The following is an 11,341-nucleotide window of genomic DNA, read 5'->3' on the forward strand; positions in this document are numbered from 1 at the left end:
GGGGGCTTGAACGAGCATTTCGCCCGCAAGTGGCTTTCTCAAGAGACGACATGGTCAGTGGCCCCCCCGAAATCCCAAAGGGCCCTTTGATACTCATCGTCGAAGACGATTATCTGATCGCGCTCGACATAGAGGACGGTCTGACCGCAGCGGGCTTCTCGCTGGCGGGAACAGCAAGCAGCGCCGATGAGGCGATCCGCATCGCGCTCGCGACCAAGCCGGTGCTTGCCCTGATGGATATCCGCCTGCTTGGCCAACGCGACGGCGTCGACGCTGCGTTGGAACTGTATCGTGAACACGGCATACGATGTATTTTCACGACCGCGCATAGCGACCGTGAGGTGAGGCTTCGAGCCGAAGCGGCAAGGCCGCTCGGGTGGATGCAGAAGCCCTACTCGGTAGAAGCTGTTGTTGAAGCTATTTGGAATGGCCTCGAAGAGCTCGGAAAGCAGAGCTGAAGCCTGCAAAATTTCGCAACTGGCACTCGCTTCGAGACAAAGCTCAAAACTGCTCTTGAGCTTCGTCCCAAGAACGCTACCGATCTGAATGAATTGAGCGTCTTCTGGCATCCAGGAAAGGCGGCGTGATCTCATGTTGGCGCTCGGCGAGCAGATTGAGATCGGCGATCGGCTTTCGCATCAGGCTGTCATCGGCGGCCTTGGCCCGCCATTCGTCCATGTCGAGAACGTATGTCGCCCACATCCCGTAGCGCGCGGACATGGCCTGGCGTTGCCACTGCCAGTACTCCGGGCGGGCAGGGGAGCGCGTTTCGACCCGTGCCCAGCCCGTGCGCAGCATCTCGATGGCGAGGTCGCGTTCATGCGCGAAACACCTGCCTGTCAGCGAACCGTCATGATCATCAAACGTGCCAGAACAGACGATCAGGCTGCCGCCGACCACCCGCCTGAGCCAGGCTTTAGCCAACGGCCCACACGGGACCGGCTTGAGAAAAGGGCTTTCGCCGTGGCGCTGCGGATCGAAGGCCCATTGCGGCAATTCGCAAGTGTCAATGCCCGCGAGGCGAACCTTCAGGGCCAATCGAGGAAACCACAAGGTACGACCATCGATCACGCTGGCACGCCCGACGATGGTGTCGGCAACTTCGCTAAAGTCCTTCGACCCCGGCCGCTGAACCTGCGGTCCATCGGGCCCGTTGGCAAGGTCGGCAGCCACCGACGGAGGGGGAAGGCAAGCACAGATCAGCGCCGCCAGTGCCCGCGCGACATGGCGAGCGCTCATGGCCGTGACGCCTCCACCCTGGCAGCCTGGCCAAGCAAGATGGCTGGATGCTGGACATCTTTGAATTGCCACAAGCCGGCGTGTCTGTCGCGCGCGGCCTGCTCCGCGACAGCGTAGCCGGGATGGTAAGGCAATCCGTCGGCGCGCAAGGCAGCGAAGGCAAAGCCGGTTGTGATCATCAGGTTGCCAAGATCGAACCGGTCGCGCCCGATCGTGACGAAACAGGCAACGTGCAACGTGTCGCTCACCCTCGCCACGGGCGCGCATTTGGGCCTGGCATCGGCGATGTAGGCGCCAAACATGGCGAGTGAAGCTTCGCCGCAATCGGCACGGCGGCCGTTGCCGCCGGTGCAGAAAGTCCCGCGAAGACAAGCCTGGACACCATAAAGATGATATTTCGTGCCCGCTTCGATCCAGCTGTCGCCGCTCTCCAGCGTCACGCCTGGACGCAGCTCGAAATAGCCGGGCGGCGCCGCCCTCGCCGGACTTGCGACCAGTGCGAAGACCAGGAGGATAGGGGCGGTCCTCATCGCGATTGCGCCTTGATTCTCGGATCGACCCACATGCCGTAACCGCCGCGGCCGATCTTTTCTGCGTCCGCCAGATCCTTGCGCGCCGGCGTGCCATCGCGCTTTCTGGCGATCCGGTGAGTGCCGATCGAGACCAGTTGCTCCTCAAACATGTCGATCGTGTCAAGACTGCCAGGATAATTGTAGTAGCCGTAGCAGATCGCGTCCTGGACCGGGGCGTTCGCTTCACTGACGAAGGCCCGGCAGAAGATCACCTTGGGCGACTGCAACAGAGTTTCAAGGCCCTTTCTGGCATAGTCGGCACAGCTGCCTGAGAAGTCGTCGCGGCGGTTGACCAGATCTCCCTCGCAGGGCTCGATGCCGTAAAGGTGGATGACCGTCTCGGCATCGATGCGGAAGTCGGTTGGCGAGATGGCCCTGAAGCCACTGGTGGATGCGAAGCCTTTGCGTTCGGCAATGCCGCCCTGGCCGTCATGGTATTCCACGACCAGCACTGTTTTGCCCGGTGCCACAAGGGACCTCACATAGCCCTGGTCAATCGGTTCGGCCGCCATGGCCGGCAACATTGACGCCAGGCAAAGAACGAAGCTGCTGCATACAGTGCCCTTCATGCCGAACGCTCTCCCAAATAGCGCGTCATTCTCATCGCAATTTGCCCATTTCCGGTCCGTCGCGCAACAAAAAAACAATATCGATTTGACATTCTTTTTTCCGTCGGCTACCGATTTGTCGAAATCGACCACCCGGCAGCAAGAGACCCAACATGGCTCATCGCTTGTCCAGATCGGCGAACCGTCGCCTGGTTGCCCTGCTGACCTCGGCCATCCTGACCTTATCCTGGACGCAGCCGTCGACCTGCTTAGCCGAAAGCCGTCAGCCCGCCCAACCTCGTACCGATCATGCGCCCGGATCGCCAGTGCAGGACAACGGTGCGATCGATGCGATTTTCGGCACCCGCTGGTCCAACGCGGCGAGGGAGTATGTGCTCGACCCGGACGGCAGCGTTCGTCAACCCAGGACTCCACACAACCGCGGTTTCGGCGTTGCGGAACCGGGGCCGACGGCGGCCATCTCACACGCGGCCAGGCATAGTCGGTTTGACTTTGTTCCAACCGAAGCCGCGACTCCAGATATCAGCGAATGCGCACCGTCTCCGCTGAGCTCGGATGAGGTCGCAAGGCTGGTGGCGCAAGCTGCCTCGAGACACGGCGTCGATGTGGATTTCGCGCTCGCGGTCGCCTCGGCCGAAAGCCGCCTCGACCGGGCCAGAAATTCTCCCAAAGGGGCACGTGGTCCAATGCAGCTGATGCCGGCGACCGCGGCCCGCCTCGGCGTCAGCGACATCTGCGATCCGGCCGACAACATCGATGGCGGCGTGCGGCTGCTGCGCGACCTGTTTGCCACCTACCGCAATCCGCTGATCGTCGCGGCCGCCTACAACGCCGGCGAGGCGAGTGTTCACGAACATGGCGGGGTTCCACCATTCCCGGAGACGGTCCGGTTCGTCGCCGAGGTCATCAACCGGCAGCTAAAGCTGCCAGGCCTCAAGCGGGAGACCGGCGGCGATGCCGCCGATCCTGGCATGGTCGGCAAGGCTACCGCTTTCATCGGAATGAACTCTACGGGCAAGCCGCGGCAATGGGTTGGCGGCGTCCTGCAATTCTAGCGGAGGAAGACATGAAGCAAGGTCTCTCGAGCACGCGCTCGACCTCAACGACGCGAACTGTCAGCGTCGCCATTGTCGTGGGCCTGTCCTTGTGTGCCGTTGCCGATCCGGCATTTGCCCAGACCTCCGGCGCTTTCGCGCCGCTCGAGACGGCCGTGCAGATGATCGTCGATTTCATAACCGGCCCATTCGGACGGTTGCTCGCCATCATCGCTGTCATCGGCCTTGGCTTCCTGGCCTTTGCCGGGCGCCTGTCGTGGTTCACCGCAGGCGCGGTGGTGATTGGCATCGGGCTGGTGTTCGGCGCGCCGGCAATCGTCGATCAGATGATATCGGCTGTCGGGAACTGAGCGATGCCTGACCGTTCCGAGGATAGGCCGCAACTGACACCCCTGGTCATCGGGCTCACCCGGCCGCCCATGATGTGGGGCGTGCCGCTCAACGCCTTCTACATCATCGTCGGCATGACGCTGATCGCATTCCTGGTGACCAGCAGTTTCTGGGCGGCGGCAATCGCGCCCGTCACCTACCTGACCCTGTTTGCGCTCTGCAGCCGCGACGTCCGCATCCTCGATCTTGCCCAGACCGCAGGCCGCCTGACACCGCGCACACCAAACAGGCCGTTCTGGCAAACCAATTCATACGGTCCATGATCATGCTCAACATCGTCGCAGAAGAATTGGGCTTTGGACGTCAACGGCGTCGCGACAGACCAATGGCCATGCACGTGCCCTACATGCGCCACCTCTCCGACATGGTGATCGGTCTCGAAAGTGGAGCCCTGCTCAGCGTGATCAAGCTCGACGGCCTGTTCTTCCAGACCGAGGACCAGGCAGAGCTCAACATGCGCGCCAGCGTCCACAACACCATGATCCGGGCGCTTGGATCGAGCCGGTTTTCGCTCTGGTCGACGGTCATCCGCAGGCAAGTCGTTCCCACAATCGGCGGTTCGTTCTCGGACCCGTTTTGCGAGCTTATCAACAGTCGCTACATGGCCGAGCTCAAGCAGAGGCGCATGTTCACCAACGAGCTTTACCTCAGCGTCGTGCGCGCCCGCATGCGCGGGGCGTTGGGAGTGGCCGACACGCTGTCTAGCCTGTTCAACCGACCGTCGGACAAGGAGGGGGAGGCACGGCGGGCTCGCGAGCGTGTCAACGAGCTGGAGGAAGTCGTCTCCAACATGACGCGCGAGCTGCTGAAATACGGAGCCCGTCCGCTTGGTATCGCCTACCACGACGGCCAGCCCTATTCGGAACCCTGCGCCTTCTTCAACGCGCTTTTGACCTGCGGCGCATCCAGGCCGATGCGCCTGCCCCGCATGGCCATCCGCAACTATGTGGGCACGTCACGGCTGCACTTTTCCAGGAGAACGCTGCAAGCGCAGGGGCCAACGGCGGCTGACAGCCGCTTCGGCGCCATCCTGTCGATTAAGGAGTACCCGCCTTTTTCGGGACCGGGAATGCTGGATGGGCTGCTGCAGGTCAATCATGAGTTCATCCTGACCCAATCCTTCACCATTGCCGACAAGCCGATCGCGCAGGAGCGGATCGCAAGATTGCAGCGGCAGATCCAGGCGTCCGACGAAGCGGGCAGCACGGTCGAAACCGACATCGATTTCGCCTTCAACAGCCTGGTGAACCAGGAAGCCGTGTTCGGCTATCACCATTTCAGCCTGATGTGCCTGGCGCGCGATCTGGCCGGTGTCGACAAATCCGTGTCGGAACTTGGTGCCTGCCTGACCGACATGAACATCAACTGGCTGCGCGAGGACCTCAACATGGAGGCCTCGTTTTGGGCGCAGCTGCCAGGCAACCACAGCTACATCGCCCGCGCCTCGATGTTGTCGAGCGCCAATTTCGCCGGCTTTTCGTCCATGCACAATTTCGCAACCGGCAGGGCGACGGGCAATCACTGGGGCTTGCCGATCTCGATCCTGGAGACGACGTCGCAGACGCCGTACCGGTTCAATTTCCACCAGCGCGACATCGGCCACTTCCTGGTCACCGGCCCAACCGGGTCGGGCAAGACCGTGGTGCTCAGTTTCCTGCTGGCACAGGCGCTTCGTATCTCGCCCGAGCCGCGCGCGGTGTTTTTCGACAAGGATCGCGGCGCCGAGATCTTCATTCGCGCGGTAGGCGGCAATTACGAGGTGTTGGAGCCCGGGGTCGCCACCGGATTCAATCCTCTGCAGATGGAGAACACGCCAACCAACCGCGAATTCCTGCTGCGGCTTTTGAAGGCGATGCTGCAACCCGCCGACGGCCGCGGCTTCTCGCAGGAGGAAGAGTACACGCTTGAAGCAGCCATCGGCCGGATCTGCCAGGAGCCCGCGCAACGACGCACCTTGGCCAATCTGTCCGGCCTGCTGATGGGGCGAGCGCGCTCCCATGCCAATGACCTCCAGTCGCGTCTCAGGCCCTGGTTCGAGGGCGAGAAGGGTTGGTTGTTCAACGCGCCGCGCGACGTGCTGTCGTTCTCGGGCAGCCGCGTTTTCGGTTTCGACATGACGCACGTGCTCGACAACGCGGAGGTGCGCACGCCAGCCTTGATGTACCTTTACCATCGGCTCGATGAACTGCTCACCGGCGATCCCGTCCTGATCTTCATGGATGAGGGCTGGAAGCTGCTGCAAGACCCGACCTTTTCGCGCTACATCGTCGACAAGATGAAGACGATCCGCAAGCTGAACGGCATCGTCGGATTCGGCACGCAGTCGGCAGCCGACATTACCAGGGCGCCGCAGGCGCACACCCTCATCGAGCAGTCATCGACAAACCTGCATTTTCCCAATCCGCGCGCCGATGAAGAGAGCTATGTCGGCCGCTTCGGCCTGACCTCAAAGGAGTTCGCCTTCGTCAGGAATACGCCGCCCGAGCGGCGAACGTTCTTGATCAAGCATGGCAACGATTCCGTCATTGCCCGCCTCGATCTCTCGGCCATGCCCGATATCCTCAAGGTCCTTTCAGGCCGCAAGGACACCGTCGAGGCATGTGCGGCGTTGCGCGAGCGCCTGGGCGACGATCCGGCGCTGTGGCTGCCGGAATTCTGTGGCTGGGAGCAATCCCGATGATCCGGCGTCTTCCCCTGCTGTTGATGCTCCTTGCCTCGCCCTCGGCCGCTGATGTCGCGACCATCGACCAGGCGGTGCTCGAAAGACGAAAGGATCGCAACGGCAACGTCGCCGCCATCGAAAAGGCCGATCGCGACCGCTACGGCATCAATGAGAGCATCACGTGCTCGATGTACCGGCCAGGTCGAAAGGACGATCCCGTCGCGGCCGCCAATGCCAATCCGTCCATAGCGGGCCTTGTCCGGCGCGTGGCGCGGGAGGAGGGCGTCGACGAGAACCAGTTCCTGGCCCTGGTCTACCAGGAAAGCAGGTTCAACCCGTGTGCAAGATCCGGCGTTGGCGCCATCGGGCTGGCACAGCTGATGCCAGGCACCGCAGCGGACCTGGGCGTCAACGCCTACAGCGTCGAGCAGAACCTGCGTGGCGGGGCGCGCTACTTCAAGCAACAGCTCAGGCGCTTCAACGGAAACGTCTCCTTGGCGCTGGCGGCTTACAATGCCGGTGCCGGCAATGTTGAAAAGCACGGCGGCATTCCGCCCTTCCGTGAGACGCAGACCTATGTCGCGGCCATTACGCAAAAGTGGCTCCCGGCCTTCGGCGGCTCCGACAAATCAGGCATTCCATTGAACTATGGCGGCACTGGCGGGGCCTATGAAGGCATGCGCATGGCGACGTTGAACGCCATGGCGGCGACCAGCGCCGCCGGCGATGGATTGGGCGATGTCGCATCATGGTTCCAGCAGTTTGGGGCGGTCGAATCCGGCACACTCCAAGACAGTTGGGATCACAATTCCGGCGCCCGCAATGCCAATCTCGAGATGTTGAACCGCCTGATCCAATTGGGCGCGAGCCTCGCCGATCTCGTCAACTCCAACAACGCGGTGACGCTGAGCGACCTGTCGGGTGCGAGCCGTTCGGCAGACTACGCGAAACACGCTAATCGGCGGCCTACGAGCGCCGGCTTGTGCGACGTGCGCCCCGGTCTGACCTGGAGCGGCGAATCTCAGGGCTGCGTGCAAAAGCGCAAACAGGACGACGACTTGCTGCTCAATGGGCAATAATGGAGGTTTCAATGCGTGCTCTTCTGCTTCTGGTCACGACGGCGATCGCCGTCACTTCAGCCAAGGCCGACATTCCGGTCATCGACAAGACGAACTATGCCGTTGCCAGGGACACCGCGGAGAAGACGGCAAGAATCCTTGACACCAACAGGGATATCCTGACCACCGTCGAAAAGACGTTGCAGGCCGTGACGGGGGATCGTGGCGGCGATGCCAGTCCGCTCAAGGACCTTGCGATCGGCAACGGCTTCAGCGTCTCTTCGGTACCCTCCTTCGACAGACTGCTCCAGAACGGTGTGCCCGATTTCGGCGCCATGGGACCGGAGATCGCGAAGGCCGCGACGGTGTTCATCAATGGCATGCAACTGGTGAAATCGCTTTCGGGCAAGCAGGGCAGTTCGCTCGCCAGCGACAGATCCTATGAGGAACTGGTCAAGACGGTGCTGGGCGTGTCGGCCCTGATTGCAGGCTCGCGACAGGCGATCGAGACGCGCCGCGCCGCGCTCGAACGCGCGGGGCAAGGGATTGGCCAGGCGCGGGACATCAAGGGCTCGATCGACCAGAATACGCAGTTGCAAGTCCAGACCGGCCTGACGCTCAACGAGATGATTGGTGTACTGAACAGTGCCGTCCAGTCGCTGCAGGCCGAGAACCAGCGCAAGCTGACCGACATCTCCAACACCAAGAAGGCGCTGACCTACGAATGAAGACGGTTCGACAGGGAATGATCGCCATGTGCGGGATCATGCTGCTTGCAGGATGCGGCACGGCCAAGGAGAAAACCGCGCCCTGCAAACGGCCGGCCAGTCTCATTAGCTACGCGGCGCCCGCTGCAGGTCTCGAATGCGGGCCGGCGCAGGCGGTCAATGGCGACGAAGGCGCGGCCTGGGCATTGATCGGCGATCTTCCTGCTCGACCGCAATAGGGGAAAACCGTGGACAATTTCATTGGCGAACTTCTCCAGCGCATCGATGCCTCCGGCGAGAATTTCTCCGAGCGCGCGTTCGATGCGCTAAGCAGAGACATCGAGCCGCTGCTTCGTCTGCTCTTCGTGCTGGTCGTCCTCTTTTACGGGGCTCAACTGGTTCTCGGCACAGCGAAGCTGAGCGCCGCGGAAGTCGTCGGCCGCATCGTCCGTGTCATGCTGATCCTGGTCCTGGCAAGCACCTGGTCGAATTTCCAGACGCTGGTCTATGACTGGATCACGAAGGTCCCGGAGGCAGCGGGACGCGCCATTCTGGCCGCGTCCGGCACGGGGGTGACGGAACCGAGCAATGGGCTATCGGAAATCTGGCAGACCGCCAATGTGGCCGCTTCGACATTTTCCGAACAGGCCGGCTATTTCTCGGTGCTGCCTGCGTTGATCGGGATGATCATCATGGCCTTCGCAGGGCTGTTTGTCTCCGTCGCCCTGGGAATCCTGGTGCTGGCAAAAGTGATCCTTTGGGTCCTGCTTGGGACGGCACCGGTGTTCATCGCCTGCATGTTCTTCGATGTGACGCGCCATTACGCGATCGGGTGGCTGAACCAGTCGCTGCTTTATGCGCTCATCCCGTTGTTCGTCTATGTGATCGCCGCCTTCCTGATCGCCGCCATGGCGCCGGAACTCACAAAGATCAATCAGTCCTCCGGCACGCGCGAACTGACACTGAGCGACCTTGGAGCCTTTGTGATGTTGTGCCTGGCCGGCAGCTTTGTCCTTTTCCAGATACAATCACTGGCGCAAGGCATTGTCGGCGGACTTGCGATGCCCATCGGTCAACGCTCACGCGCGCTGACCGCCAGCGGGGTGCTGGCGGGACGCGGGGCGATCGCCAATTCGGCCCGGCACATGCAGGCCGCCACTCATCGCGTGCAGGCAAGGCTGCACAGCACTCAAACGCTGCCCCGCGAGGCCATGCAACGCGCCATCACCGCTAACGCGCAGACGCGATAGCGACCGACGCGGCGACAGACATCTCACCAAGGTTGCGACAGAAACCATGGCCCGAACCACCGACGAAAAGTTGCGATCCTACTTCCAGGATGGGGCCATCTGGGAGCACGAGATCGTCAAGCGCGCCAAACGCTCCAGCCGCATAGCGTGGACCATCGCGCTGATGTTTGCCGCCATCACAGCCCTTGCCCTGCTGGCGCTGGTGCTGATGCTCCCGCTGAAGAGCTTCGAACCGTATCTGGTGGAGGTGGACAAGAACACCGGCTACATCGAAGTGAAGTCGGGACTGACGCGGGTCTCGAATCTCACCGATCAGGAGGCGGTCACGCAGGCCAATGTGGTGCGCTACATCCGCAACCGCGAGGGTTATGATCCCTTTGCCATTGACGAATATTTCGGGATCGCAGCCCTCTTGTCGACGGGCGAAGCGGCCCACGACCTGCAAACGCAGTTCAGCGTCGCCAACCCGCAAAATCCGGCAAAGCTATATGGCCGGTTGCAGCGGGTTATGGTCGACATCAAATCCGTCAGCTTCCCCAATGCCAGCACGGCCATCGTGCGCTTCTCGACGACCCAAAAGAGCGAGACGGAATCCATCGACAGGCATTGGATCTCAGTGGTGAGGTTTCGCTATACCGAGACGCCGCTGAAGAACGAATGGCGCTTTGAAAACCCGCTAGGCTTCCAGGTCTACAGCTACCGTCGAGACCAGGAAACGGTGGCATCGGGCGTCGAATGATGGCGAGCAATATTGTCGCCTTCGCATCGCTGATCCTGGCCGGGCTGACCGCTCCCGCGGTGGGGGCGCAGACGCCGAAGGGCGGCCGCCTGGACGCGCGGGTCACCAGCGTCACCTATCAGGAAAACAACGTCGTCCAGGTGTTTGCCACCTATGGCATATCGACCATGATCGTGTTCGACGAGGACGAGAAATTCGAAACCATATCGCTCGGCGATACCGAAAGCTGGCAGGTGGTGCCGGCCGAGAAGGGCAACATCCTCTTCCTGAAACCGATCGCCCGGAACGTGACGACGAACATGAACGTCGTCACCAGCAAACGCATCTACTTTCTGGAACTGCATGACAGCGCTCCAGACAAGGGCAGGCAGGTCTTCGCCATCCGTTTCATTTATCCGGACAAGAAGCTGAACGCGGCGCTGAGGCAGGAAGCCGAGCAGCGCGCCGCCTGGCCCAGCATCGCAGCCATCGACAAGGCCAACGTCAATATCAACTACTCGTTTTCAGGCGATGCGCGGCTGAAACCATCGTTGGTCTTCGATGACGGGAAAAAGACCTTCTTCCGTTTTGGCGGGCGTGCTCCTGCGATCTTCGCGGTCAATTCCGATTTCTCCGAGACGCTGAGGAATTTCCGCAAGGAGGGCGAGTATATCGTGGTCGACGGCGTGGCCACCCAATTCACGCTGCGCGACGGCAATCAGTGGATCTGCATCTTCAACCTGGGAAAGCCCGATTTCGGCGCCGCCGATCCGGATGTCCTCGGCCCCGCGCAGGATGGTGAGGCCACGATCCGCAGGAGGAGCGGCAATTGATCCAGCGCAGTCCCGAACTGGAGGCTTTGGCCGGCGCAGACGATCCCGCTGTTGGCGACGCCTCGGTGCGGCGCAAGCAGCTTGCCGGCGGTCTCGTCTTGATGCTCTTTGGTCTGTTTGCGGCCTACTTTGTCCTGGCCGGCCGCGGGCCTGCTCAGCGCAGCGTGGTCGCCGACGACGAGCAATTCTCCACAATGGGCTTTCGGCCTCCTTCTTTCATGCGCGAGCATGACCAGCCGGCCAAGCCGGCCGCGCCCGAAGTGATTCAGTTGCCGCCACCCCCGCCAC

Annotated in this window: 14 protein-coding genes and 1 pseudogene; 12 read left to right on the forward strand and 3 right to left on the reverse strand. The window is 61.8% G+C overall.

The window, feature by feature from the left end; all coding sequences use genetic code 11:
* Positions 1-86 precede the first annotated feature (86 nt).
* Positions 87-458 (forward strand): response regulator, encoded by a 372-nt coding sequence (locus LB533_RS26815; protein ID WP_224557363.1) that lies wholly within the window; start codon positions 87-89, stop codon positions 456-458.
* A gap of 76 nt (positions 459-534) precedes the next feature.
* On the opposite strand, the gene LB533_RS26820 is transcribed toward LB533_RS26815, so the two are convergent.
* From LB533_RS26820 to LB533_RS26830, 3 genes are read right to left on the reverse strand one after another with little or no spacing between them, the layout of a single operon-like run.
* Positions 535-1,239 carry a thermonuclease family protein gene (locus LB533_RS26820; RefSeq protein ID WP_224678631.1) on the reverse strand — a complete coding sequence of 235 codons (705 nt, stop codon included), beginning with the start codon at positions 1,237-1,239 and terminating at the stop codon, positions 535-537.
* Positions 1,236-1,769 carry a thermonuclease family protein gene (locus LB533_RS26825; protein WP_224678632.1) on the reverse strand — a complete coding sequence of 178 codons (534 nt, stop codon included), beginning with the start codon at positions 1,767-1,769 and terminating at the stop codon, positions 1,236-1,238. Before LB533_RS26825 ends, LB533_RS26820 begins: the two co-directional genes overlap by 4 nt.
* Positions 1,766-2,380 carry a hypothetical protein gene (locus LB533_RS26830; protein WP_224678644.1) on the reverse strand — a complete coding sequence of 205 codons (615 nt, stop codon included), beginning with the start codon at positions 2,378-2,380 and terminating at the stop codon, positions 1,766-1,768. Before LB533_RS26830 ends, LB533_RS26825 begins: the two co-directional genes overlap by 4 nt.
* Positions 2,381-2,532: 152 nt before the next feature.
* Here LB533_RS26830 and LB533_RS26835 point away from each other — a divergent pair, with 152 nt between their 5' ends.
* The 11 genes and pseudogenes from LB533_RS26835 to LB533_RS26885 all read left to right on the forward strand — a co-directional run.
* Complete coding sequence (locus LB533_RS26835) at positions 2,533-3,435, forward strand: lytic transglycosylase domain-containing protein (RefSeq protein WP_224678633.1); 903 nt, start codon at positions 2,533-2,535, stop codon at positions 3,433-3,435.
* Between the two features lie 11 nt (positions 3,436-3,446).
* Positions 3,447-3,785: a TrbC/VirB2 family protein gene (locus tag LB533_RS26840; RefSeq protein WP_224678634.1), complete on the forward strand. Its 339-nt coding sequence runs from the start codon at positions 3,447-3,449 to the stop codon at positions 3,783-3,785.
* A 3-nt stretch (positions 3,786-3,788) separates the two neighbouring features.
* Complete coding sequence (locus LB533_RS26845; protein ID WP_224678635.1) at positions 3,789-4,088, forward strand: type IV secretion system protein VirB3; 300 nt, start codon at positions 3,789-3,791, stop codon at positions 4,086-4,088.
* A 2-nt stretch (positions 4,089-4,090) separates the two neighbouring features.
* A complete protein-coding gene (locus LB533_RS26850; RefSeq protein WP_224678645.1) occupies positions 4,091-6,505 on the forward strand; it encodes a VirB4 family type IV secretion/conjugal transfer ATPase in 2,415 nt (804 codons plus the stop codon).
* Positions 6,502-7,566 (forward strand): lytic transglycosylase domain-containing protein, encoded by a 1,065-nt coding sequence (locus LB533_RS26855; protein ID WP_224678636.1) that lies wholly within the window; start codon positions 6,502-6,504, stop codon positions 7,564-7,566. Before LB533_RS26850 ends, LB533_RS26855 begins: the two co-directional genes overlap by 4 nt.
* 11 nt (positions 7,567-7,577) lie before the next feature.
* Positions 7,578-8,273 (forward strand): type IV secretion system protein, encoded by a 696-nt coding sequence (locus LB533_RS26860; protein WP_224678637.1) that lies wholly within the window; start codon positions 7,578-7,580, stop codon positions 8,271-8,273.
* Positions 8,270-8,491 carry a hypothetical protein gene (locus LB533_RS26865; RefSeq protein ID WP_224678638.1) on the forward strand — a complete coding sequence of 74 codons (222 nt, stop codon included), beginning with the start codon at positions 8,270-8,272 and terminating at the stop codon, positions 8,489-8,491. Before LB533_RS26860 ends, LB533_RS26865 begins: the two co-directional genes overlap by 4 nt.
* A 9-nt stretch (positions 8,492-8,500) precedes the next feature.
* A complete protein-coding gene (locus tag LB533_RS26870) occupies positions 8,501-9,502 on the forward strand; it encodes a type IV secretion system protein (RefSeq protein ID WP_224678639.1) in 1,002 nt (333 codons plus the stop codon).
* 46 nt (positions 9,503-9,548) lie between these two features.
* Complete coding sequence (locus LB533_RS26875) at positions 9,549-10,241, forward strand: virB8 family protein (protein WP_224678640.1); 693 nt, start codon at positions 9,549-9,551, stop codon at positions 10,239-10,241.
* Positions 10,241-11,053 carry a P-type conjugative transfer protein VirB9 gene (gene virB9, locus LB533_RS26880; protein WP_224678641.1) on the forward strand — a complete coding sequence of 271 codons (813 nt, stop codon included), beginning with the start codon at positions 10,241-10,243 and terminating at the stop codon, positions 11,051-11,053. Before LB533_RS26875 ends, virB9 begins: the two co-directional genes overlap by 1 nt.
* Positions 11,050-11,341: pseudogene (locus LB533_RS26885) on the forward strand (conjugal transfer protein TrbI); the annotation flags it as partial. The gene virB9 and the pseudogene LB533_RS26885, both read left to right, overlap by 4 nt.

Origin of the sequence: Mesorhizobium sp. BR1-1-13 (assembly GCF_020165515.1) — a bacterium.
Lineage (GTDB): Bacteria > Pseudomonadota > Alphaproteobacteria > Rhizobiales > Rhizobiaceae > Mesorhizobium.